The following is a 22,289-nucleotide window of genomic DNA, read 5'->3' on the forward strand; positions in this document are numbered from 1 at the left end:
CGGTGTCCGCCGGGCACGTCCGTGCTCCAGCCTAAATCGACTGTCGATCGGAGCTCTCCGGAAGAGCTTGTTAACCATCGGTTCCTATGTCTCGGGACACGTTTGTTCGACGAATCTCGAGTGTGACATCCATGCGTTTTACCCGTGCCAATCCTTCCGGCGCTTCCCCCTACGGCGACAGCGATGGCAGTCATCCGGAAGATGCCCGGCACCATGGCGCGGCCGCGCCGCCGCAACGGCAAACCGGGCAGGTCGTCACGCTGCGAGCCGCCGATGAAGGCGATTCGGACGCTGCCGCCTCGGTTGATTCGACTGAAGGCGGCGAGTTCGGCCGCCCGACCTGGCAGCAATATTTCTTCCTCGCGCCCAATGTGCGTTTCACCCGCACGCCGGAGTCCGACAAGCGGCCCACGGCGCAGCCGGATGATGAACCACCGGCCAAGGCGGCGCCTTCCCGCGGCGATTCCGTCCGCCCCGCGCCGTCGGCCCCCCGGCCGGTCGCGCCGGCCCGGGAAATCCTTGCTGCGCCCTCTACTGCTTCGATCAAGCCGCCGCAGGCCATCGTCAAGCCGCCACAGGCCATCGCCGCTCCGCCGCGGGCGGTCGCTGCTCCGGCGCAAAAGGCGCAGCCGCCGAAATTCCGCTGGTCCTATCTTTCCGATGATGCGTTTTTCGAATTCAGCATGCCCTTGCTCGCCGAGCGCCTGGCACGGGCTCGCCTGAACGAATCGTCGCCACCTCCCACCTCCGCGCCGGTGCATCCTCCGGCGCGACCGATCCGGTCCGGATCCGCCGCCCCGGTCGAGGCAATTTCGTCCTACCGCATCATCGAATGGCGTTCGAACGGGCCGGCCGCAAGCCCTGCACAGGCCGGCACGCCTGCCGCACGGCCTGCTTCGGTGGAGATTGAACCTCGCGCGCCCGCGGCGGAGCCTGCCGCGCCAATTTCCGTTCCAAAAAGCGCCCGGACCGCGAAGCGCGCGCCGTCTCTGCCCGTCGCCGGCAAGGTGGTGCCGTCGGCCGCCCCGTCCGGCTACGAGCTGCCGTCCGAGGACCTGCTGCAAATGCCGCCGGAGGGCCAGGGCTTCTACATGTCGCAGGAGCGGATGGAACAGAACGACGCGCGAGACGGTCTATTTCCGCGAGCTGATCGCATCGGCCGGCTTCCGCAACACGTCCTGCAAGCTGGCGCTGGGCCTCGGCAAGACGATCGGCGGCGAGCCGGTCATCGCCGACCTGGCCAAGATGCCCCATCTGCTGGTCGCTGGCACCACCGGCTCCGGCAAATCGGTCGCCATCAACACCATGATCCTGTCGCTGCTCTACCGGATGAAGCCGGAGGAATGCCGCCTCATCATGGTCGACCCAAAAATGCTGGAACTGTCCGTCTATGACGGCATCCCGCATCTGCTCACGCCCGTCGTCACCGATTCCAAGAAGGCCGTCACGGCGCTGAAATGGGCAGTGCGCGAGATGGAGGACCGCTACCGCAAGATGGCGCGCCTCGGCGTGCGCAACATCGACGGCTACAACCAGCGCGCCGCCACCGCCCGCGACAACGGCGAGGTCGTTGTCATGCAGGCGCAGGTCGGCTTCGAGAAGGGCACCGGCGAGCCGCTGTTCGAGGAACGGGAAATCGACCTGGCGCCGATGCCCTACATCGTCATCATCGTCGACGAGATGGCCGATCTGATGATGGTGGCCGGCAAGGAGATCGAGGGCGCCATCCAGCGGCTGGCGCAGATGGCGCGCGCCGCCGGCATCCACTTGATCATGGCCACGCAGCGCCCCTCGGTCGACGTCATCACCGGCACCATCAAGGCCAATTTCCCCACCCGCATCTCCTTCCAGGTGACGTCGAAGATCGACAGCCGCACCATCCTGGGCGAGCAGGGCGCCGAGCAGTTGCTGGGCCAGGGCGACATGCTGCACATGGCCGGCGGCGGTCGCATCGTCCGCGTGCACGGACCCTTCGTCTCCGACCTGGAGGTCGAGCATGTCGTGGCGCATCTGAAGGCGCAGGGGCGTCCGGAATATCTCGAAACGGTCACCGCCGACGAGGAGGCGGAAGAAGAGGCGGCCGACGCGGGTCCCGTCTTCGACAAGGGCGCGATGGCCGAAGAGGACGGCGACGCCCTCTACGAGGAAGCCATCAAAGTGGTCAAGCGCGACAAGAAATGCTCGACCTCCTACATCCAGCGCCGCCTCGGCATCGGCTACAATCGCGCCGCATCGCTGGTCGAACGCATGGAGAAGGAGGGCCTGGTCGGCACGCCCAACCACGTCGGCAAGCGTGAAATCCTGGCCGGCCGGCGGGACCACGCGCCGGAGCGCGACGAAACGGATTGACGAGGATCGGGGATGGGGCCGGGCGATACGCCGGTCTTGCTTGACCGGACGTGCCTTCGCGGCGGGTGCGTCAGCCGCCGTTGGCGGCCAGCACGATCGCGGCGCGCAGTTCCTCCAGCCCGTCGCTCTTTTCCGACGACGTCGCCAGGACGAACGGGAAGGCGGCCGGCCGCTTCTTGATCTTGGCCAGCGTCTCCTCGATCAGCCGCGGCACGCCGGCTGCCTTGATCTTGTCGGTCTTGGTCAGCACGATCTGGTAGGAGACTGCCGCCTTGTCGAGCAGCGACAGCACCTCATCGTCCTTGGCCTTGATGCCGTGGCGGGCGTCGATCAGCACATAGACGCGCTTCAGCGTGACGCGGCCCTTGAGGTAGTCGAAGACCAGCTTCGTCCAGTCGTCGACCTTTTCCTTCGGCGCGCTGGCATAGCCGTAGCCGGGCATGTCGACCAGCGCCATCGGCGGCAGGTCGGCGCCTTCGCCGGAAAAACCGTCGGGCACGAAATAGTTGAGTTCCTGCGTGCGCCCCGGCGTGTTCGAGGTCCGCGCCAGCCCCTTCTGGCCGACCAGCGCGTTGATCAGCGACGACTTGCCGACATTCGAACGGCCGGCGAAGGCGATCTCCGGCGGACCCTCCTGCGGCAGGAACTTCATCGCCGGCACGCCGCGGATGAAGACCCAGCCGCGGGTGAACAGGTCGGTGCCGATCACGGTCTTGTCCATCAGACGGCTGCCTCCAGCCGGGCAATGTCGGCGCCCCTGATGGCGTCGAGGTTGCGGCCGATCTTGTCCACCGGCCAGTTCCACCAGCCTGCCATCAGCAACCGCCGGATCGTCTTGTCGTCGAAGCGCATCTTCACCACCTTGGCCGCGTTGCCGGCAACGATCGCATAGGCCGGCACGTCGTGCGTGACAACCGATTTCGCCGCGACGATGGCGCCATGGCCGATTGTCACCCCGGGCATGATCACCGCATCCATGCCGATCCACACATCGTTGCCGACCACCGTGTCGCCGCGGATCTCCTTCGCCCATGTCTTCGGGTCGAAGCCTTCCTCCCAGCCATGGCCGAAGATGTTGAACGGATAGGTCGAGAAGCCCGACATTGCGTGGTTGGCGCCGTTCATGATGAAGCGCGCGCCCTCGGCGATGGCGCAGAACTTGCCGATGATCAGCTTGTCGCCGATGAACGGATAATGGTGCAGCACGCAGCGCTCGGCGAATTTGTCCGGTCCGTCCGGATCATCATAGTAGGTGAAGTCGCCGACCTCGATGTTGGGCGCGCTGACCAGTCCTTTCAGGAAGCCGACGCGCGGATGCATCGGGATCGGGTGCTTGATGTTGGGGTTGGGTCCGGTCATCGGCTGGCTCCGTCCACACTTGCAGCATACGGAGCTTAGGGACGGGCGGCGACCGGGTCTACCCGCGCTGTTGAAGCCGGGGTCCCGCGAAGCAGCGCGGTGACCCCGGCCTGCCGGACGACCTCCCAAACACCGGCGTCGCTGCGCCGGAAGCCGTCGCGGCTTCTTGGGGAGGACTGAGAAAGCTACGGACCACGCCGAGCCGTAGTTTCCGGGCGCCAACAAAAAACCCGGACGAGCCGGGTTTTTCGAAGACAATTGATCGGGCTGCCGGCTATTCCGCCGGCGAGGGTTTCTTGCGGAACAGCGCCGCCAGATTGTCCCACAATTCGATCTTGGCGCCTTGGCGCTTCATGATCACGCCCTGCTGCAGGATCGACAGCAGATTGTTCCAGGCCCAGTAGATGACCAGGCCGGCGGGGAAGCCCGCCATCATGAAGGTGAAGATGATCGGCATCCAGGTGAAGATCGCGGCCTGCGTCGGATCCGGCGGCGTCGGGTTCATGCGCATCTGCAGGAACATGGTGACGCCCATCAGCAGCGGCCAGACGCCGATCATCAGCATATGCGGCAGCGTCATCGGGATCAGGCCGAACAGGTTGAAGATCGAGGTCGGATCGGGCGCGGCAAGGTCCTGGATCCAGCCGAAGAACGGCGCGTGGCGCATCTCGATGGTGATGTAGAGCACCTTATAGAGCGAGAAGAACACCGGGATCTGCAGCGCCACCGGCCAGCAGCCGGCCAGCGGATTGATCTTCTCGGTCTTGTAGAGCTCCATCATCGCCTGCTGCTGCTTCATCTTGTCGTCCGCGTATTTCTCGCGGATTTCGAGCATTTTCGGCTGCACCTTCTTCATGTTTGCCATCGACGCGTAGGACTTGTTGGCGAGCGGGAAGAAGATGGCCTTGACGATGACGGTGGTGGCGAGGATGGCCAGGCCGAAATTGCCGAAGAATTTGTAGAGCGTGTCGATCAGCCAGAACATCGGCTTGGTGATGAAGTGGAACCAGCCCCAGTCGATCAAGAGGTCGAACCGCTTGATGTGGCGGTCCTCGGCGTAGGCGTTGATCTTGGCGACTTCCTTGGCGCCGGCGAACACCTCGGTCTCGACCGTCGCCGACTGGCCGGCATCGACATTGATCGCGTCGGTCAGGAAGTCTGACTGGTAGCGGTGGCGGCCGTCCTCGAAATAGGCGTAGCGCGGCTGGAACGGCTGCTTCTCGGTCGGCACCAGCGTCACCGCCCAGTATTTGTCGGTGATGCCGAGCCAGCCGTCGGTCGACTTGCCGGGCTGGGCCTGCTTGTCTTTCTCGATCGAGGCGTATTTGTGCTCCTGCAGGCCTTCCGTGCCGGTATAGCCGATCAGACCCTCATGCAGCACATAGGTGCTGGCGACGGCGGGCTTGTCGAAGCGGGTGACGCGGCCGTAATTGAACAGCGAGACGGGCGCCGTACCTGAGTTCTGCACAGTGTCGGAGACCGTGAACATATAGTCGTTGTCGACTGAGACGGTGCGCTTGAAGGTCAGGCCCTTGTCGTTCGTATAGGTCAGCGTCACCGGCGTCGACGGCGTCAGCGTGGCGTTGCCGTCGACCGTCCACACCGTGTCGGCGCCCGGCACCGCGCCGGTCTTGTCGTTGCCGACAAAGCCGATCTCGGCGAAATAGCCGTTGGGCAGCGCCGACGGGTTGAGCAGCTCGATCTCGGGCGAGTTCTTGTCGACGGTCTCGGTGTAGTGCTTGAGCTTGAGGTCGTCGAGGCGCGCGCCGGTGAGGTTTATCGAACCTTCCAGGCTCGGCGTGTCGATCTTGACGCGGCTGGTCGCGGCCAGCGCCTGCGCGCGGCCGGCCGCCGTCACGGCCTCGCCGCCAGGAGCGCTCGGAATGGCGCCGGGCGCGGGGGCCGGCGTGACGGCAGCACCCGGATTGGCCGCTTCGGCCGCCTTCTTCTGCTCGGCCTGCCGCTGTTCCTCGATGCGGGCCGCCTCGCGCTGCTGCTCGACGCGCGGGTTCATGTAGAACACCTGCCACAGCGTCAGGATCAGCACCGACAGCGCGATGGTGATGAAGAAATTGCGGTTGTTTTCCATCGAAGCCCTTGGCCTATCGTGTTCCGCGCAGTCGGCGGGAAAGCTCGGCCTTCAACTGGCCGAACGGAATGGCGATCACGTCTTCACGCCCGACGATGACATAGTCATTGCCGGGCGCCATGTCATCGGCCGCGTGCGTGCGCACGGCTTCTCTCAGCCGGCGCCGGACGCGGTTGCGCACGACCGCATTGCCGACCTTCTTGGTGACGGTGTAGCCGACGCGCGGCGACAATCCGTCGCCACGGTCGAGAACCTCGACGAGGAAAAGCCGCCCGCGGCGCTTCTCGCCGCCGCGGACAGCCAGGAAATCCGCGCGCTTCAGAAGCCGCTTGGGATGTGCTCCCACTGGCTTGCCGGTTGCGGGCAACGATCTCGTCTTCCGTTCAGGCGCTGAGCCGCTTGCGGCCGCGGTTGCGGCGGGCTGCGACGACGCCGCGACCACCCTTGGTGGCCATGCGAGCACGGAAACCGTGCCGGCGCTTGCGGACGAGTTTGGACGGTTGGTAGGTACGCTTCATTTGTTTTAATACCGCGGGGTGCGGCCCTTCTTGATTCTGTCACTCTGTAACAGGAGCTTTGCCGGGCCGGTTTAGGCGCGATCGAAACCGCGCCGGGACGAATGGCCCGAGCGTGAGCGGGCTTATAGAAAGAAGGGTTTTGGAAGTCAATCCGGCGCCGCTGCGCCCTTTGTCGCGATCGCGCGGTGGATGTTTTTTATCCGGCAAGGACGAAATTGGCAAAAAAGCCGTAATCGCCTAATCTTCGCTATCAAGTGTTTGTGAAGACCTGAAGCATGACTGAAGCCCAAGCCACGGACGACAGGGCCGGCGCGGCGAGCACCGCCGCCCGCACGGTGCCCCTGTCGCGCGGCCTGTCGACCAAGCTTCTTCTGCTCACCATCGTCTTCGTGCTCTTGGCCGAAATCCTGATTTTCCTGCCTTGGATCGCCAGCTACCGGGTGAGCTGGCTGAAGGAGCGGTTGGGCACGGCGGCCGCGGTCTCGATCGTGCTGGTGCAGGGCGAGCCCAACTCGCTCTCGCGCACGGCCCAGAACGACGTTTTGATGGCGATCGGCGCCAAGGCGATCGCCGTGCGCGACGGCGGCGTCTCGCGGCTTTTGGTGGTGTCCGAGATGCCGCCGCAGGTCGACGAGCACATCGACATTTCCAAGGTCGGCATGATCGACGGCATGACCGGGGCGCTCGACACGCTGTTTTTCGGCGGCAAGCGCATGCTGCGCGTGTTCGGCCCGGTCGGCGAGAGCGACAAGGAATTCGAGCTGATCATGCCCGATTATGCCTTGCGCAGCGCCATGCTGGTCTATTCGCGCAACGTCGCCTTCGTCTCGCTGCTGATCTCGCTGTTCACCGCCATGCTGGTCTATGCCGCGATCGACCTGATCATGATCGGCCCGATCCGCACCATGACGCGCTCGATGCTGTCCTTCTCCGAGGCGCCCGACGACCCCGGCCGCATCATCCGTCCCGCCGCCCGCGCCGACGAGATCGGCGTCGCCGAACGCGAGCTGTCGCAGATGCAGGAACGGCTGCAGAAGATGCTTTCCGAGCAGAAGCACCTCGCCGATCTCGGGCTGGCCGTGTCGAAGATCAACCACGACATGCGCAACATCCTGGCCTCCGCGCAGCTGATGTCCGACCGCCTGCGGCTGGTCAAGGACCCGACCGTGCAGTCCTTCGCGCCGAAGCTGCTGCGCGCGCTCGACCGCGCCGTGTCCTATTCGGAAGGCGTGCTCGCCTATGGCCGCACGCAGGAGCCGCCGCCGTCGCGCCGCCGCGTGCGGCTGCGCCAACTGGTCGAGGACGTGCACGGCCTGCTCGACATCGAGGAGGGCATCGATTTCGTCAACGGTGTCGAGCACGCCTTCGAGGTCGACGCCGATTCCGACCAGCTGTTTCGCGTGCTCACCAATCTCTGCCGCAACTCGGTGCAGGCGATGGCGGCCGACACCGAAAGCGCGGTCGTGCGCCGGCTGGCGGTCTCGGCCGAGCGCCTGGGCAGCGTCAGCCGCATCGTCGTCACCGACACCGGACCTGGCCTGCCGCCGAAAGCGCGCGAGAACCTGTTCGCCGCTTTCCGCGGCTCGGCGCGCAGCGGCGGCACCGGGCTGGGGCTGGCCATCGCCTACGAGCTGATCCGCGCCCATGGCGGCACGGTCGAGCTGGTCGAATCGATCGGCGGGCGCACCACCTTCGCCGTCACCATCCCCGACCAGCCGGTCCGCCTCGACCAGGCGCGCGGAAGTTTGCGCCGACCGGCCTAGTCCGGACAAAAAGCACCTGCGACAAAACTTTTGCCGGATCGGCTTGCTTTTCGGAAATTCAGTCGTTAGGGAACACGTCTCGTCGCGGCCGGTCGTCACGATCGGATCGCGGGGCTATGCAAAGCATGGCCTGTTGCGCGCCCGTAGCTCAGCTGGATAGAGCACCAGACTACGAATCTGGGGGTCAGGAGTTCGAATCTCTTCGGGCGCGCCATTTCACCATCGATGCGTTGAACTCCGTCCTTCCGCCTGGGCAACGAGCAGATCGTCACCTACCCGCAATCCGACACCTCCTCAACAGCTCGATGGCCCTTGGGGTTGCCCCAGGTTGCGGCGGGCGTCAGGAGCTTCAATTACTTGAACTCAAACAGTTCAATCAGGTTGCCCGATGGGTCTTTCAGAAGCCTGGCTCGACCGGCTCCCGCTTCGCTGATTTCGCCTCTGAATTCGGCCCCATCGGCATTCAACCGGCTGATGAGCCCATCCAGGTCCTTCGTGATGATCATGAACCGGTTCCAGCCGCCAGGCTCCGGAGTGCCGCCGGCTGTTCCTCCACTACCCGCTCCGGGGGCGCTCAAGTAGAGCGTCAGATCATCACGAGCGAGCGCTGCAAACTTGCCGGGATTGTGCATGTTCACAGAGAACTCGAGTCTGTCGCGATAGAATTCGACCGACCTATCGACGTCCGTCACGATGTAGCGGATGGAGGCCATTGCGCGAGCTCCGTTTTGACCGCACAGCTTGACCTGCAAACGCGCGGATCCGCGTGGCGTTCCAACAGCACCCTGACATCGAGTTGACGGCGATCAGCGCGCAGGACAGGTGCACGGACGATCTACGCTCACCTTCTTGACCGTCTCTCGAACTCCTGCGTGTCAGTTGACATATATTCAAGATAGATATATGTAACTTGCGCAATAGACACGAGACACGTCAATGAGCGAGACCGATTTCCTCAAGGACTACGACCCCAGCGCATTCCAGCGGCCGTCGGTGGCGGTCGACCTCGTCCTGCTGGGGCTGCGCGACGGGCGCCCCACGGTCCTGCTGCTCAGGCGCGACCAGCATCCGCACGCAGGCCGCTGGGCGTTGCCGGGCGGCTTTGTCGGCATCGACGAGTCCCTCGATGCCGTTGCCGCGCGGGTGCTGCGCGAGAAGGCCGCAATTGAGGGTGCTCGCATCGAACAGCTCTACACCTTCGGCGCGGTCGATCGCGATCCGCGCATGCGCATCATCAGCGTTGCCAATCTCGTTCTGCTGACCGAGGAGGCCTTCGAAGCAGCCATTCGCGCGATGCCGGCCCTGCTGCCTGCAGCGATCCATGTGCCCTGGACCGGCGAGGCCGGCGGTGCTGTCAACGTGCTGTCGCTGGACAACGAAAAGCTCACGCTCGCCTTCGACCACGCCGACATCCTGGCGATGGCGATGCTCAGGCTGCGCGGCAAGCTCGATTATTCCGACGTCGCCTTCGCGCTGCTGCCGGAACTGTTCACGCTGCGGCAGCTCCAGGATGTGCACGAGGCGATTCTCGGCACATCGCTCAACAAGCCGGCCTTTCGCCGGCGGCTGCTCGACAAGGGCTGGTTGACGGCGACCGGCGCCTATGAGGCGGGCACCGCCTACCGACCGGCAGAACTTTACCGTTTCCAGCGTCCGTAACCGATTGAGGGAGAGACTACCATGGCCACCATCCGCAACTTCGGCTTCATCGCCCAGCTCCGCAGCGAGGCAAGCAGCCACGTCATCCGCTATCGCGATGGTCGCGTGAAGCAGAGCGGCCGCGGCCTGGTATTCTGGTTCGCGCCGGAAACCGCCAGCATTGCCGAAGTGCCGATGGACGACCGCGAGATGACGCTGTTCGTCAAGGGCCGCAGCCAGGATTTCCAGACCGTGGCCGTGCAGGGCACGATCGGCTGGCATGTCGTCGATCCCGGGCGGCTGGCGGAGCGCGTCGATTTCAGCATCAATCTGAGGACCGGCAAGCCACAGGGCGAGCCGATCGAGAAGATACAGGCGCGCATCGCCGGCATCGCCAACCAGGCGGTGCAGCAATATCTCGGACAGGCGCCGGTCCGCGCGCTTCTCGACGCCGGCCCCGCCCCGTTGCGCGAGCGGCTGCAGGCGGTTGTCGCCGCCGACCCGGCGCTGATCGACATTGGCGTCGCCGCGGTCACCGTGCGGCTCACCAACCTCACCCCGACGAGCGAGCTCGAGCGGGCCTTGCAGACACCGACCTTCGAGGCGCTGCAGCAGAAGGCCGACGAAGCGACCTTCGAGCGTCGGGCGCTCGCCGTCGAAAAGGAGCGCGCCATCGCCGAAAATGAAATGGCGACCAGGACGGAACTGGCGCGGCGCGAGAAGCTGTTGATTGCCGAGGAGGCCGAAAACGCCCGCAACCGCGCCACCGGCGCGGCGGAGGCGCAGCAGGTCGAGGCGGCCGCCGAGGCGGAGCGCATCCGCACCGTCGAGGGCGCCAGGGCCGAGGCCGAGCGGCAGCGCATCGCTATCTACCGCGACCTGCCGCCCGCGATCCTGCTCGGCCTCGCCGCCCAGCAGCTCGCCGGCAAGCTGGAGAAGATCGAGCACGTCAACGTGACGCCGGACCTGCTCGCCACCGTGCTCGGCGAATTCCGCAAGAGCCCGGCGGTGATCGAGGCCCGCTGAGGGGTGAAGCATGGCGGCGAACCGACCCCGCGCGGTCTTCGTGACGCGCGAGACCGACTACGAGCTTCTGGTCGCGCGCCACGCGACGCGCGACCAGGCACGCTTCTTCCTGCAGACGCGCGGCCAGCGTCTCGAGGATGTCGAGGTCCGGCACGACAAGTTCCATGCCGTGCTGGGCGCGGCGCGGGCCTCGGTGCCGGCGGATTGGCGCCAGACCCTGGTCAAGCGCGCCGACCTCGACCGCTTCCTGTTCGCGGCCGACGACGTTGTCGTGCCGGTGGGACAGGATGGGCTGGTCGCCAATGTCGCCAAGTACCTCGACGGCCAGCCGGTGGTCGGCGTCAATCCGGCGCCGGATCTCTATGACGGTGTGCTGGTCCGCATCGGCGTCGGCCGGCTGGGCAAGCTGCTCGCCGCCAGCATAGCCGGCAATGTCGGCATCGAATCGCGAACCATGGTTCAGGCCGAGCTCGATGGCGGCGAAACGCTCCTCGCGCTCAACGAGATCTTCGTCGGCCACCGCAGCCACCAGTCGGCCTGTTACCGGATCGAGGCGGAGGGCGAGGCGGAAAACCATTCCTCCAGCGGCCTCATCGTCGCCTCCGGCACCGGCGCGACGGGCTGGGCGCGCTCGATCATGGAAGCGACGCATCTCGACCTGTCGCTCGGGCGCGAAGAGCACGCGGTGGGCTTCTGGGTGCGCGAGCCGTTTCCGAGCGTCGCCACCGCCACGAATTTGCGCGCCGGCAAGATCACCGAAAGCCCGCTCCTCATCACATCGCGGATGAACGAGGGCGGCGTGATCTTCGCCGACGGCATCGAACAGGATTTCATCGCTTTCGACTGGGGCAGGCAGGTCCAGCTGCAGCCGGCATCGCGGGCGCTGCGGCTCGTCGTCGATCAGTGACCGACAGCATGCTGGCGCGAGGTGGATGCCGCCGCGTCGGAGCCAGCCAGTTCGACGGGACGGTCTAGGGCCACCCCGCCTGCGTTGCCTTGCCGGTACGGCCGAGTGGCCCGATCCGGCATGTCCACCGACCTGTTCGGGCAGTGATGGCGCCTTGCTTCCGTTCAGTCGATCGGACGGATATCCGCATCCGCCAGGCAGTAGGGCGCGTAGCGGAAATCGCGGATACCCGCGACCTCTTCGCCGCGCCACTCGACCAGCATGAAACCGCGCGCCGCGCCGTCCGGAACCTTCGGATCGCGGATCAGGATCGCCGGCCGGCCGTCGACAAAACCGAGCGACAATGCCCAATCGCTGACGCGGTCGTAATTGCCGAAATAGGTCGAGGCTTGCTTCTTGCCTCTGAGACGCGTGCGGTTGACGACTTCGAGCTGGATATCCTCGGCGATCAGCGCCCTGACGGCGTCGAAGTCGCGCGCGTTGAACAGGTCGACGTAGTGGCGCAGTCGCCGCTCGTCGTCGGCATCGAGCGCCGGCATGACGGCCTCTTCCGGCGCTGCTGCCAACGCCCTCAACTCGGCCCGCCCGCGATGCAGTGCCGCCTTGGTGGCGGCCAGCGTCGCGCCCGTCGCTTCGCAGGTTTCGGAAAGGCTGAGGCCGAGCACGTCGACCAGGATAACGGCGCTGCGCTGCGGCAGAGTGAGCTGCATGAAGGTGCGCAGGCTGGTGGCAGCTGCAAGCCTCGCCTCCGCGCTGGCGGAGAGGTCTTCCACTCCGGTCATATCGGCCTCGCTTAGGCGGGAACGCTCCCGCTGGCGGCGGCGCAGATGGTCCTGCGCCGCGTTGTGGGCGATGCGAAACAGCCATTGCTCCGGACGGTCGACTGCGGCGTTGCCGTCGAGCGCCTGCAGCGCCTTCAGCACCGTCTCCTGCACGATGTCCTCGCCGTCGATGACGGAGCCGGCCATGCGGGCTGCGTAGCGGTGCAACTTCGGACGCAGGCCGGCCAGCATCGCGTCCAGCGCCGCCCGGTCGAATTTCGATGACATCATTGCGTTCATTCCCGAGCAGGCTGCGGCACGGCGCCAGGGCCGTGCCGGCACTGAGGTCAGGCCGGCATGGCCTCACTGGCATTGTCCAGCATACGATAGTTGCCGACGATTTTTGCCGCCGATCGGGCGAGAGGGCCAGACCGCCGCCCGGCGTGGTCGGCGCTGAAAGCCTTGAAGGCGTCGAGCCCGGTCAGGGCGGCGCTGTCCTTGTCATACCCGACAAGATGCACGAACTCGCCATTCTCCAGCTCCAGAACGAGGTAGCGCACGGATAGCGGCTTCGTTTCGTCGAGCGCCTCGAAGACCTTTGCAACCAGGGTACGGTTTTCGGCGATGCTTTCATCCTTCACGCCGTAGCGGATGAGAGTGTAGCCCATTGTCATCTCCTCTTCTGGGGTTGCCCACAAAAGACGTTCCGCAGCATCGAAAAGATTCTCAAGGTGGCCCGAATCTTTTTGCGCGTCTGCGTCGTCTTTCATTCGTCGAGGCCGCGCGGCGGCCTCCGCGATGAGGAGAGACATCATGCATATCCAGTTTGCCGAACTTCCGGTGTTCGACCAGGACCGCGCCAAGGCGTTCTACACCGACCATTTCGCCTGCCAGGTGATAGCCGACCAGCCGATCGGCGAGGGCGGCTGGCGCTGGATCGAGCTGGCGTTGCCCGACGCCGTCACCAACCTGCATTTTGTCAGACGCGCCGACGAGGCGCCGGGGGTCGAACCGGTGCTGGTGCTGGTCGATGGCGATGTCGAAACGACAATCGCCGCGTTGAAGGCGCGCGGTGTCGAAATCATCACCGAGCCGCAGCAAGCGCCATGGCAGCCTGGCCGCACCGTCGCCGAGTTCCGCGACAGCGAGGGCAACCGAATGGTGCTGGCAAGCCGGTAATCTGGACGCATGCCCTCACGTGCAATGTCGGATTGTGGGATCAAGCGAACACGCCCGCCGCACCCGAATTTGCTACGCAAGGCGATAATCCGTGGCTCGTCTAACCCCCAAGCTGTTGCAGCTTGCGACAGGCTCGCCTTACGCCTTCACGGCATCTCTCGCGACATCTCTCTTTGTTGCCATCCCTGCATCGTCCAACGGATTCCTGCTTGGCAGGTGCGGTCGTTTCCGCCGAACGATTGGCGGAAGGCTCGTTGATCGGCAGCGAGACTTGCGGCTTGCGACTGACTTTCCTTGTTAGGGTTTTCTTGCGTGGCGGCGAAGGTGCTTGGAACTTGGCAATTCGGCTCTTCGCTATTTCGATGAACGCACCATTCGGAAATGCCGCCAGATAGGCACGATACATGGAGACATCGGATGTATCCTTGATCGATTTCCAAAACTCGAGGTCTTTCGCCGTATTGATGTCTGGCTGAGGAAGCTCTGACGGAGACTGATTATTGGATGTGGGATCTGGGTTGAATGAGAACCCCGGCTCCACCAAGGACGAATTGCTCCAGGGAACCTGCCTTCCAGCCGTCGCGTTCATGACGTCCAAGCGGACGCGACGCATGAGAATTTCAATGTCGATCGAGGGAGTCTTTATGCGCTTCACAAGAGAGTCTGCAAACGGGCTATGATTGACGGCTCCATCGAGAGCGACATTGCCGGGCTGTGTTGCAAAGCCGATGAAGACCCCCCTGCCGGCATCCAGGGCTCCCAGCCCCTTTTCTATCGCAAAGCCGCGACTCTGACTCTGTCCACTTAGCTGCTTGACGAAAGGATTGTCCCGACAGGCATCGAGAAGGACGATGGCGGTATTTTCCTCGGCCGTCATGGCTGCGATAATGTCTTGCAAGCGCTCAGCCTCCAGAGCCAAGTCGGCCGGACGGTGAAGGGCGGCATCAACAGGCAATAGGTAGTTTTCTCCGTTCGCTTGGAGCCCGTGTCCGGCGTAGTAAAAAAGCGAGACATCACCCGGCTGCAAGTTTCGCCTGAATTTCCCGATGAGTTCCCTGAACGTTGAGGCGTCGGCATCCAGGCCAAGCGTGACCTTAAACCCGGTCTCTTCCAAAATTCGAGCGATCGCATTCGCGTCATTCACCCCGTTGGGGAGCGATGGCGCATAGCGGTAGGCGGAGTTGCCGATGACAAGTGCATATCTGTGACTGCGCTGAATGATTTCGGCCTCAGAGGACGCAGGTCCCGACAAGCCAGCCAGAAAAAGAAGGCACGCGCACAACAAGCAAATCTTGGACATTGCGACGTTCCCGAGGAACGAAGAATGTTAGCATCTGTTAATGCGCGGGGGTACCCACACAAGAGATTGATGCGGCAAACGAGGCGCCCCCGACGGCACGAGCCTGCGGGAACGCCGTCGATCGTTCAGACCACCGCGCCGCCCGCCGACCGCCCGGCGCTGCGGCCGGAGAAGATGCAGCCGCCGAGAAATGTGCCTTCCAGCGCCGCATAGCCATGCACGCCGCCGCCGCCGAAGCCGGCGGCTTCGCCGACCGCATAGAGGCTGGGGACCGGCAGGCCCCCGGCATCGAGCACGCGGCTGTCGAGATCGGTCTGCAGGCCGCCGAGCGTCTTGCGGGTGAGGATGTTGAGGCGCACCGCGATCAGCGGGCCGTTCGCCGGATCGAGCATTTTGTGCGGCTTTGCGGTGCGGATCAGCTTGTCGCCGAGATAGGCGCGCGCGCCGCGCAACGCCGTGATCTGCATGTCTTTCGAGAACGGATTGTCGAGCTGCCGGTCGCGGGCGCGGATCTCGCGCTCGACCTGGGCCTCCTCCAATAGCGGTTCGCCGCCGGCCAGCGCGTTCATGCGCTTGACCAGCGTCGAAAGGTCGGCCTCGACGATGAAATCCTCGCCCTTCTCCATGAAGGCTTTCACCGGGCCGGGAATGCCCGACGTGGCGCGGCCCAGCACCTGGCGCCAGCTCTTGCCGGTCAGGTCCGGGTTCTGCTCGGAGCCCGACAGCGCGAACTCCTTCTGGATGATCTTCCTGGTCAGGATGAACCAGGAATAGTCGAAGCCGGTGCGCATGATGTGGCTGAGCGTGCCGAGCGTGTCGAAGCCCGGATAGAGCGGCACCGGCAGCCGCTTGCCGCGCGCGTCGAGCCACAGCGACGACGGGCCGGGCAGGATGCGGATGGCGTGGTCGGTCCAGATCGGCGCCCAGTTCTTGATGCCCTCGACATAGTGCCACATGCGGTCGCGGTTGATGACCCTGCCGCCGGCCGCTTCGGTGATGGCCAGCATACGGCCATCGACATGGTCGGGCACGCCGGTGATCATCCGCGATGGGGCCTTGCCCAGGCGCTCGGGCCAGTTCTTGCGCACCAGCTCGTGATTGGCGCCGATGCCGCCGGAGGCGACGATCACCGCTTGCGCGTGAAGTTCGAAATCGCCGGCGATGTCACGCGCGCTCTTGCGGCCGCGCTCCACGCTGCTTGGCTCGAGGATGTCGCCGCGCACGCCATCGACGGTCGTGCCCGTTCGCGTCAGCTCGTTGACACGATGGCGGAATTTGAACTGGACAAGCCCGCGCATCGCCGCCTCGCGGACACGCAGGACAAAAGGTTCGAGCACGCCGGGGCCGGTGCCCCAGGTGACGTGGAAGCGCGGCACCGAATTGCCGTGGCCGATGGCGTTGCCGCCGCCGCGTTCCGCCCAGCCGACGACGGGAAAGAATTTCAGCCCGCGTTCGATCAGCCAGGAACGCTTTTCGCCGGCGGCAAAGCCGACATAGGCCTCGGCCCATTTGCGCGGCCAGAAATCTTCCGGGCGGTCGAAAGCCGCGGTGCCCATCCAGTCTTCCAGCGCGAGATCGTGCGAATCGCGGATGCGCATGCGTCGCTGCTCCGGCGAGTCGACCAGGAACAAACCGCCGAACGACCAGAAGGCCTGGCCGCCCAGCGACTGCTCCGGTTCCTGGTCGACGATGATGATCTTCTTGCCGGCCTCGGCCAGCTCGGCCGCGGCGACGAGGCCGGCCAGCCCCGCGCCGACAATGATGACGTCCGCGTCGTCAGCCATTTTTGCTCCCCCCAAGGCCGATAGAGCAATTCCAGGAAAAGTGTGAAGCGGTTTTCCGTCCGGATTGCGTCAAGACAAAGACTCAGACCGGTTCCCAGCCGTCCTTGCCGCCGGCGCGGAAGATGGCATCGATGACCTTCTGGTTGAGCACCGATTCCTCCAGCGTGAAGACGCGCTCCTTGCCGCCCTGCGCCGCCCTGGCGAAGGTCTCGACCTCCAGCCGGTACTGCTGCGTGCCGGGGAAGCGGAACACCTGCGCCTCGGTGTGGTTCTGGTTATGCAGCTCGACCCGATGGTGGTCGTAGAGCCCGGCATTGAACGGCGAGAACACCTCGATGAAACCCTTCTCGCCGTGGAACACCATCACCTGCCGCGCCGCCATCTGCGTCGACAGGTAGAAGGACAGTTCGAAGTCGCCGAAGTCGGCGCGGATCGAGGAATAGATGTCGGTGCCGAAGGTCTTGTCGCGCTCGATCGTCGCCTGCACGCGCTGCGGTTCCTTGCCGGTCGAAAAGCGCGTCGACACCGTCGGGTAGACGCCGATGTCGGGCAGCGCGCCGCCGCCGAGGTCAAGCTGGTTGCGCATGTTCTTGGGGTCGACATTGTAATAGGAGAACGCGCCCTGCACGTGGCGCAGCCGGCCGATGGCGCCGCTGGCGATCAGGTCGCGCACCTTGATCCATTGCGGGTGGTAGATGACCATGAAGGCTTCGCAGACCAGCACCTTCTTCTCGTCGCGCAGCTTGATCAGCGGCGCGATGTCCTTGGCGTCGAGCGCCAGCGGCTTCTCGACCAGCACATGCTTGCCGGCCTGGATCGCCTTGGCCGTCCACTCGACATGCTGCGAGGTGGGCAGCGGGATGTAGACGCCGTCGATGTCCTTCGACGCGAGCAGTTCCTCATAGGAGCCGAAAGCATGCGGCGCGCCGAAACGGTCGGCCAGTGCCCGGGCTTTCGCCAGATCGCGGCTGGCGATCGCCGACAGGATGCCGTTCTCCGCCTCGACGATCGCCGGTAACAGCTGCTCGCGGCCGATCTTGGCCGTCGACAGAACACCCCATCGGAACATCACGCTTCTCCATGTCGAATTGCATCATGGAGGTGTGCCCCAATTCAGGGGAAAAGCCAATCGCAGACACTCCGTGGCTTGGCGCATGCATTGTCCAATGTAGCGCTGGTCGACCCCCACTCCGTCTCGGCTTCGCCGAGCCACCTCTCCCCCGATCGACGGGGTAGAGGAAGGCGCCTAGCTTTTTGCCATCAACGCTCCTCCAGCAACGCTCCCTTCCTTTCCCTCCGGAGGGGGGAAAGGTGGCACTGCGAAGCAGCGACGGATTGGGGGAACCACGTGGCAATCAAGCTACGGCCTGATCAGTCACGCCAATCACAGAAGATGTGTGCATAGCGTGGCCCGCTTTGCCGGGGGCGAGGAAATGCGCCTCAGCCCCTCTTGCCCGTCAGCGTCATGTCGAAGTTGACGACGTTGGAATAGATCGGCGTGCCGACATCCATGCCGTAGCGTGACCTCAACACCTTGCCGGTGACGTGGAATTTGATCGTGCCGGCCTTGAGGCTGCTGAGCTCGGCGGTGAATTTTTCCGGAAACGTCTTGCCGCGCGCCGTCAGCCGGCCGGTGACCAAGGCCGTCGTGTCGCCGGTACGGGTCACATTGGTCGAGCGGAACTGGATTTCCGGGCTGTTGGTGCTGTCGAACACCGCGTCGGAGCGCAGGAAGGCATCGATGCGGTTCTGGCCGGTGCCGACGCTCTCGGGAAAGATGGTGAGGTTGACCTGCGAGCGTTCGACATTGCCGTTGTCGATGCGGATGCTGCCCTTGAAGCGGGCGAAGGCGCCGTCGAAGCCGCCGCCGCCCGCCTTGCCGATGGTGAAGCGGATGTTCGATGCGGCCGGGCTGATCGTGTAGCTGCCGGCGGCGTCGCTGAGCGCCACCGCCGCGATGGCGGGCACGGCAAGGCAAGCGGCAAGGGCCGCCAATCCAAGGATGCGCGCATGCATGGGGGAGGTCCTTTTTCTGAGGCAGCGCATTGCTGTCTTCTCGCCTCACCAACGAACGACGGCGGTCTTCTATTCCCGGCCTGACGAAGGCGTGATCATGCGCGCAAGCACGCTGTCGCGCAGCCAGAAATGATGGCGCAACGCGGCCAGGATATGCAGGACGACGAGCGCGATGCCGGCATAGGCGAGGTACCAGTGCGCTGCCGTCCAAAAACTCTCCGCCGCGTCGGATACAGCCAGTGGCAGGTTGGGCATCACGAACAGGTTGAACGGCATGCTCGGGATCTCCAGCGTCGACACCGACACCAGCGCCCAACCGGAGAGCGGCAGGGCGATCTGGAAGAGATAGAGCGCGAAATGCGCGAGCGGCGCGGCTTGTCGCTCCAGGCCTCCGACCGAGGAGGGCAACGCCGGCACGATGTTGCCGAGCCGCCAGGCGATGCGCAGGATGATCAGGCCGAGCAGCAGGAAGCCGAAGGACTTGTGCAACTGGATCAGCTCGAAGGCGGTGCGCTGGCTTTCGATCCGCATCATCACGAAGCCGAGCACGAACTGACCGACGAAGATGATCCCGATCACCCAGTGGAGGACGATCATCGCCCAGCCATAGCGGGTTGAGGTGTTGGTGATTGACGATTCCATGGTCGAAAAACGCCGCTGAGGTCAGCTTTCTTCCAGGCTACCCTATGCCCCACTCTCCACACAATTCCGGGCGCCGGCGGCCAATAGGGTTGGCGACCAACCTTGGAGCGATGGTTTCGCCGCGAGCCTGCAGCGCCCCTACCCGCCCACCCTGAAGAAATCCACGAAAGCCCGCAGCGCCGGCCGCATCTGCCGGCGGCTGGGATAATAGACGAAGAAGCCGTCGAAGGTCGGGCACCAGTCTTCCAGCACGCGGATCAGCCCGCCGTCGGCGAGCGGCGCCCTGACATAGGGCTCGAAGACGAAGGCGAGCCCGGCGCCGTCTACCGCTGCTTGCGCGATCAGATGGTCCTCGTCGAGGATCAGCGGCCCTTGCGCAGCGATCTCGATCTCCTCGCCGTCCTTCTCGAATTCCCAGCGATAGAGGATGCCGCTGGAAAAGCGGAAGCGGATGCAACGATGGTCGGCGAGCTCGCGCGGGTGGCGCGGTCTGGGCATCGTGGCAAAATAGGACGGCGCGGCGACGACGGCGCCGCGAAGGTCGGGCCCGATGCGCACGGCGATCATGTCGCGCTGCAGGCTTTCGCCGAGCCGCACACCGGCATCGAAGCCGCCCTCGACCACATCGGTGAAGCGGTCCTCGATGACGATCTCCAGCACGATGTCGGGATAGGCGGCGGCAAAGGCGCCGAGCCGTGGCGTCAGCGTCAGGTGCGCTGCCGTGCGCGGCACGGTCAGCCGCAGATTGCCGGCCGGCCGGTCGCGCGCCTCCACCGCCGTCTCCAGCGCGTGGTCTATTTCGGAAAGCGCCGGCCGCAGCCGTTCGAGCAACTGCGCCCCTTCCACGGTCGGCGCCACGCTGCGCGTGCTGCGCGCCAGCAGCCGCACGCCGAGCCGCGCCTCCAGGCTCGATACGGCATGGCTCACCGCGGACGGTGCGATGCCGAGCTCGCGCGCGGCGCCGCGGAAACTGGCGCATTGGGCGACGGTGGCAAGCACGGCCAGTTGAGAAAAGTTGGTGCGGTTCATTGATCTATTTTATAGAACAAGCCGTGCAAAAGCGACACGGTTATCGAACGAAAGGCAAGTGGCTACTTGTTCCGCATCACAACAAGGAGATGCGTGATGCAAACCCGCAAACTTGGAACTGAACTCGAAGTCTTCCCCGTCGGCCTCGGCTGCATGGGCATGAGCTTCGTCTATGGCGGCCAGCCGGAAGCCGAAGCGATCGCCACGCTGCGCCGCGCCGTCGAGATCGGCGTGACCTTCTTCGACACCGCCGAAGTCTATGGCCCCTACGAGAACGAGATCCTGCTCGGCAAGGCGCTGAAGCCGGTGCGCGACAAGGTGACGATCGCCACCAAATTCGGCTTCAAGATCCTGGAAGAGGGGACGGGCACCGACCGCATGGCCGGCGTCGACAGCCGCCCCGAGCACGTCAAGGCGGTGGCCGAGGCCTCGCTGAAGCGGCTGGGCACTGATGTCATCGACCTCTACTACCAGCACCGTGTCGACCCCAACGTGCCGATCGAGGATACGGTCGGCGCCATGGCCGAGCTGGTGCGCGAGGGCAAGGTACGCGCGCTCGGCCTCTCCGAGGCGAGTGCCGCGACCATCCGCCGGGCGCATGCGGTGCATCCGATCTCGGCCGTGCAGAGCGAATATTCGCTATGGACCCGCGATCCAGAGGACGAGGTCCTCGCCGTCTGCCGCGAGCTCGGCATCGGCTTTGTCCCCTACAGCCCGCTCGGCCGCGGCCTGCTCACCGGCACGATCGCCAAGCCGGACGTCCTCGACGCCGGCGACTGGCGCCTCGGCCAGCCGCGCTTCCAGGCCGAGGCCATGGCGGCCAACGCCAAGGTTGTTGCCACGCTGGAAAAGATGGCGGCGGAGAAGGGCGTGACATCGGCTCAACTGGCGCTCGCCTGGGTGCTGCACCAGGGCGATTTCATCGTGCCGATCCCCGGCGCGCGGAAAATCCGCCATCTGGAACAGAACACGGCAGCGGCCAGGGTCGAATTGAGTGCTGCGGAGGTTGCCGCGATCGGCGACGCGCTGTCGCCGGATAAGGTGGTCGGCAAGCGCTATACCGAGGAGCTGATGGCGCTGGTGAATGGTTAGACGGTTCAGCTTGCTTTGAGACGCCGGCGGGACAGCGCCCCCCTCTGTCCTGCCGGACATCTCCCCCACTTGGGGGGAGATTGGCTGTCACCGCCGCTTTCGCCAATTACGACCGTTTGAAGGAAAGGCGCGGCGCCAAAGCTGCTGATCTCCCCCCTTGTGGGGGAGATGCCCGGCAGGGCAGAGGGGGGCGCCTCGCGCTTACATATCCTACCACCGCACCACCTCAATCTCTGGCCAGCACTCCTGCGCCCTTTTCCCCTTCGCCTCATGCGTCCGCTGGTTGTCCATCACCCGGTTCGGTGTAATCCGGAACGAAAACACATCGTCCAGCCCGAACGGCGCCACCAGCTCCAGCGCTCCGTCCCGGCCGTACCGCACGCCAACCGCATGCGTCTTCGAAGCAAAATAGCTGACGGACTCGCTTGCGCTCGCATAGCGCGGGCATTCCTGCCCGAACTTCTCCGGATACCACAAATGCACCCGCGCCTGGTTGCGCACCTCGACAGGCAGCGTCAGCCCGTCGAAATGTCTGGCCGCCCGGCGGATGACCGCGTCCTCGGCCTCGTAGGAAAGGTCGGCATCGTCGAAATAGAACAGGTCGACATCCTTGATGCCGTAGCCCGGCGGCTTGCCGGTCAGGTGGTTCCAGACGCTGTTGTAGAGCGCGCCGGAAACCATCAGCCAGTCCGGCAGCGCGAGCTCCCGCACCCGCGCCAGCGTTTCGCCAATGAGCGGGTCGCTCGCGATGATGCCGAGGAACGCTGCGCGCTGCACTTCGAAGGGAAGGCCGGAATAGCGGAGATGGTCCATCGCCCTTTGGAGGACGATTCGCCA

The 22,289-nt window shown here is 64.8% G+C and carries 21 protein-coding genes, 1 tRNA gene and 1 pseudogene; 8 read left to right on the top strand and 15 right to left on the bottom strand.

Annotated features, from left to right (window positions below):
* Window positions 1-131 precede the first annotated feature (131 nt).
* A pseudogene (locus EN857_RS26915) lies at window positions 132-2,349 on the top strand (FtsK/SpoIIIE domain-containing protein).
* A gap of 70 nt (window positions 2,350-2,419) precedes the next feature.
* Here the strand turns inward: EN857_RS26915 and yihA are convergent.
* The 5 genes from yihA to rpmH form a co-directional block, all read right to left on the bottom strand.
* A complete protein-coding gene (yihA, locus tag EN857_RS26920; RefSeq protein ID WP_135859381.1) occupies window positions 2,420-3,070 on the bottom strand; it encodes a ribosome biogenesis GTP-binding protein YihA/YsxC in 651 nt (216 codons plus the stop codon).
* Entirely contained in the window at window positions 3,070-3,708 is a 639-nt protein-coding gene (locus EN857_RS26925; protein WP_127311061.1) for a CatB-related O-acetyltransferase, read from the bottom strand. The genes yihA and EN857_RS26925 overlap by 1 nt, the downstream gene beginning before the upstream one ends.
* Before the next feature lie 274 nt (window positions 3,709-3,982).
* A complete protein-coding gene (gene yidC / locus EN857_RS26930; RefSeq protein ID WP_127391942.1) occupies window positions 3,983-5,797 on the bottom strand; it encodes a membrane protein insertase YidC in 1,815 nt (604 codons plus the stop codon).
* A gap of 13 nt (window positions 5,798-5,810) precedes the next feature.
* Window positions 5,811-6,164 (bottom strand): ribonuclease P protein component, encoded by a 354-nt coding sequence (gene rnpA, locus EN857_RS26935; protein WP_127286823.1) that lies wholly within the window; start codon window positions 6,162-6,164, stop codon window positions 5,811-5,813.
* A gap of 16 nt (window positions 6,165-6,180) precedes the next feature.
* Entirely contained in the window at window positions 6,181-6,315 is a 135-nt protein-coding gene (gene rpmH / locus EN857_RS26940; protein ID WP_008833937.1) for a 50S ribosomal protein L34, read from the bottom strand.
* A gap of 275 nt (window positions 6,316-6,590) precedes the next feature.
* Here rpmH and EN857_RS26950 point away from each other — a divergent pair, with 275 nt between their 5' ends.
* Together EN857_RS26950 and EN857_RS26955 are read left to right on the top strand one after the other, a co-directional pair.
* A complete protein-coding gene (locus EN857_RS26950; protein ID WP_127286822.1) occupies window positions 6,591-8,078 on the top strand; it encodes a HAMP domain-containing sensor histidine kinase in 1,488 nt (495 codons plus the stop codon).
* A 137-nt stretch (window positions 8,079-8,215) separates the two neighbouring features.
* Window positions 8,216-8,292, top strand: a tRNA-Arg gene (locus EN857_RS26955).
* Window positions 8,293-8,431: 139 nt separating this feature from the next.
* Here the strand turns inward: EN857_RS26955 and EN857_RS26960 are convergent.
* Complete coding sequence (locus EN857_RS26960) at window positions 8,432-8,791, bottom strand: VOC family protein (protein ID WP_127286821.1); 360 nt, start codon at window positions 8,789-8,791, stop codon at window positions 8,432-8,434.
* Window positions 8,792-9,014: 223 nt separating this feature from the next.
* On the opposite strand from EN857_RS26960, the gene EN857_RS26965 reads away from it, so the two are divergent.
* Genes EN857_RS26965 through EN857_RS26975 form a run of 3 tightly spaced genes read left to right on the top strand, consistent with a single transcriptional unit; the run spans window position 9,015 to window position 11,649 of the window.
* On the top strand, window positions 9,015-9,737 hold the full coding sequence (locus EN857_RS26965) for an NUDIX domain-containing protein (RefSeq protein ID WP_135859382.1): 723 nt from the start codon (window positions 9,015-9,017) through the stop codon (window positions 9,735-9,737).
* Window positions 9,738-9,758: 21 nt separating this feature from the next.
* Entirely contained in the window at window positions 9,759-10,742 is a 984-nt protein-coding gene (locus EN857_RS26970) for an SPFH domain-containing protein (protein WP_135859383.1), read from the top strand.
* 10 nt (window positions 10,743-10,752) lie between these two features.
* Entirely contained in the window at window positions 10,753-11,649 is an 897-nt protein-coding gene (locus tag EN857_RS26975) for an NAD(+)/NADH kinase (RefSeq protein WP_135859384.1), read from the top strand.
* A 164-nt stretch (window positions 11,650-11,813) separates the two neighbouring features.
* Here the strand turns inward: EN857_RS26975 and EN857_RS26980 are convergent, their stop codons facing one another.
* Both EN857_RS26980 and EN857_RS26985 read right to left on the bottom strand, forming a co-directional pair.
* Complete coding sequence (locus tag EN857_RS26980; protein ID WP_135859385.1) at window positions 11,814-12,701, bottom strand: RNA polymerase sigma factor; 888 nt, start codon at window positions 12,699-12,701, stop codon at window positions 11,814-11,816.
* Between the two features lie 56 nt (window positions 12,702-12,757).
* Entirely contained in the window at window positions 12,758-13,222 is a 465-nt protein-coding gene (locus tag EN857_RS26985; RefSeq protein ID WP_245511349.1) for a hypothetical protein, read from the bottom strand.
* Window position 13,223: 1 nt separating this feature from the next.
* Between EN857_RS26985 and EN857_RS26990 the strand changes: the two genes are divergently transcribed.
* The gene (locus EN857_RS26990) at window positions 13,224-13,589 is read left to right on the top strand and encodes a VOC family protein (RefSeq protein ID WP_135859386.1); all 366 of its coding nucleotides are present in this window, start codon (window positions 13,224-13,226) and stop codon (window positions 13,587-13,589) included.
* A 100-nt stretch (window positions 13,590-13,689) separates the two neighbouring features.
* Here EN857_RS26990 and EN857_RS26995 read toward each other — a convergent pair whose 3' ends face one another.
* The 6 genes from EN857_RS26995 to EN857_RS27020 all read right to left on the bottom strand — a co-directional run bounded on the left by EN857_RS26995 (window position 13,690) and on the right by EN857_RS27020 (window position 20,360).
* Entirely contained in the window at window positions 13,690-14,889 is a 1,200-nt protein-coding gene (locus tag EN857_RS26995) for a caspase domain-containing protein (RefSeq protein WP_135859387.1), read from the bottom strand.
* Between the two features lie 125 nt (window positions 14,890-15,014).
* Window positions 15,015-16,673 (bottom strand): FAD-binding dehydrogenase, encoded by a 1,659-nt coding sequence (locus tag EN857_RS27000; RefSeq protein ID WP_135859388.1) that lies wholly within the window; start codon window positions 16,671-16,673, stop codon window positions 15,015-15,017.
* Between the two features lie 82 nt (window positions 16,674-16,755).
* The gene (locus EN857_RS27005; protein WP_127391975.1) at window positions 16,756-17,742 is read right to left on the bottom strand and encodes a Gfo/Idh/MocA family oxidoreductase; all 987 of its coding nucleotides are present in this window, start codon (window positions 17,740-17,742) and stop codon (window positions 16,756-16,758) included.
* Window positions 17,743-18,113: 371 nt separating this feature from the next.
* Complete coding sequence (locus tag EN857_RS27010) at window positions 18,114-18,689, bottom strand: YceI family protein (RefSeq protein ID WP_127391976.1); 576 nt, start codon at window positions 18,687-18,689, stop codon at window positions 18,114-18,116.
* 69 nt (window positions 18,690-18,758) lie between these two features.
* Window positions 18,759-19,331 carry a cytochrome b gene (locus EN857_RS27015; protein ID WP_127391977.1) on the bottom strand — a complete coding sequence of 191 codons (573 nt, stop codon included), beginning with the start codon at window positions 19,329-19,331 and terminating at the stop codon, window positions 18,759-18,761.
* A gap of 138 nt (window positions 19,332-19,469) precedes the next feature.
* Window positions 19,470-20,360 (bottom strand): LysR family transcriptional regulator, encoded by an 891-nt coding sequence (locus EN857_RS27020; protein ID WP_127391978.1) that lies wholly within the window; start codon window positions 20,358-20,360, stop codon window positions 19,470-19,472.
* Between the two features lie 96 nt (window positions 20,361-20,456).
* Between EN857_RS27020 and EN857_RS27025 the strand changes: the two genes are divergently transcribed.
* Entirely contained in the window at window positions 20,457-21,452 is a 996-nt protein-coding gene (locus EN857_RS27025; protein WP_127391979.1) for an aldo/keto reductase, read from the top strand.
* A gap of 210 nt (window positions 21,453-21,662) precedes the next feature.
* On the opposite strand, the gene EN857_RS27035 is transcribed toward EN857_RS27025, so the two are convergent.
* Window positions 21,663-22,265: a nucleotidyltransferase family protein gene (locus tag EN857_RS27035; protein WP_135859389.1), complete on the bottom strand. Its 603-nt coding sequence runs from the start codon at window positions 22,263-22,265 to the stop codon at window positions 21,663-21,665.
* Window positions 22,266-22,289: the final 24 nt, after the last annotated feature.

This window comes from Mesorhizobium sp. M4B.F.Ca.ET.214.01.1.1, from assembly GCF_004791545.1.
Lineage (GTDB): Bacteria > Pseudomonadota > Alphaproteobacteria > Rhizobiales > Rhizobiaceae > Mesorhizobium > Mesorhizobium abyssinicae.

What these genes read in the sequence shown, in the direction of transcription:
- yihA (WP_135859381.1), bottom strand. Translation starts at nt 3,070, where the DNA reads ATGGACAAGACCGTGATCGGCACCGACCTGTTCACCCGCGGCTGGGTC.
- EN857_RS26925 (WP_127311061.1), bottom strand. Translation starts at nt 3,708, where the DNA reads ATGACCGGACCCAACCCCAACATCAAGCACCCGATCCCGATGCATCCG.
- yidC (WP_127391942.1), bottom strand. Translation starts at nt 5,797, where the DNA reads ATGGAAAACAACCGCAATTTCTTCATCACCATCGCGCTGTCGGTGCTG.
- rpmH (WP_008833937.1), bottom strand. Translation starts at nt 6,315, where the DNA reads ATGAAGCGTACCTACCAACCGTCCAAACTCGTCCGCAAGCGCCGGCAC.
- EN857_RS26950 (WP_127286822.1), top strand. Translation starts at nt 6,591, where the DNA reads ATGACTGAAGCCCAAGCCACGGACGACAGGGCCGGCGCGGCGAGCACC.
- EN857_RS26960 (WP_127286821.1), bottom strand. Translation starts at nt 8,791, where the DNA reads ATGGCCTCCATCCGCTACATCGTGACGGACGTCGATAGGTCGGTCGAA.
- EN857_RS26965 (WP_135859382.1), top strand. Translation starts at nt 9,015, where the DNA reads ATGAGCGAGACCGATTTCCTCAAGGACTACGACCCCAGCGCATTCCAG.
- EN857_RS26970 (WP_135859383.1), top strand. Translation starts at nt 9,759, where the DNA reads ATGGCCACCATCCGCAACTTCGGCTTCATCGCCCAGCTCCGCAGCGAG.
- EN857_RS26975 (WP_135859384.1), top strand. Translation starts at nt 10,753, where the DNA reads ATGGCGGCGAACCGACCCCGCGCGGTCTTCGTGACGCGCGAGACCGAC.
- EN857_RS26980 (WP_135859385.1), bottom strand. Translation starts at nt 12,701, where the DNA reads ATGATGTCATCGAAATTCGACCGGGCGGCGCTGGACGCGATGCTGGCC.
- EN857_RS26985 (WP_245511349.1), bottom strand. Translation starts at nt 13,222, where the DNA reads ATGTCTCTCCTCATCGCGGAGGCCGCCGCGCGGCCTCGACGAATGAAA.
- EN857_RS26990 (WP_135859386.1), top strand. Translation starts at nt 13,224, where the DNA reads ATGCATATCCAGTTTGCCGAACTTCCGGTGTTCGACCAGGACCGCGCC.
- EN857_RS26995 (WP_135859387.1), bottom strand. Translation starts at nt 14,889, where the DNA reads ATGTCCAAGATTTGCTTGTTGTGCGCGTGCCTTCTTTTTCTGGCTGGC.
- EN857_RS27000 (WP_135859388.1), bottom strand. Translation starts at nt 16,673, where the DNA reads ATGGCTGACGACGCGGACGTCATCATTGTCGGCGCGGGGCTGGCCGGC.
- EN857_RS27005 (WP_127391975.1), bottom strand. Translation starts at nt 17,742, where the DNA reads ATGTTCCGATGGGGTGTTCTGTCGACGGCCAAGATCGGCCGCGAGCAG.
- EN857_RS27010 (WP_127391976.1), bottom strand. Translation starts at nt 18,689, where the DNA reads ATGCATGCGCGCATCCTTGGATTGGCGGCCCTTGCCGCTTGCCTTGCC.
- EN857_RS27015 (WP_127391977.1), bottom strand. Translation starts at nt 19,331, where the DNA reads ATGGAATCGTCAATCACCAACACCTCAACCCGCTATGGCTGGGCGATG.
- EN857_RS27020 (WP_127391978.1), bottom strand. Translation starts at nt 20,360, where the DNA reads ATGAACCGCACCAACTTTTCTCAACTGGCCGTGCTTGCCACCGTCGCC.
- EN857_RS27025 (WP_127391979.1), top strand. Translation starts at nt 20,457, where the DNA reads ATGCAAACCCGCAAACTTGGAACTGAACTCGAAGTCTTCCCCGTCGGC.
- EN857_RS27035 (WP_135859389.1), bottom strand. Translation starts at nt 22,265, where the DNA reads ATGGACCATCTCCGCTATTCCGGCCTTCCCTTCGAAGTGCAGCGCGCA.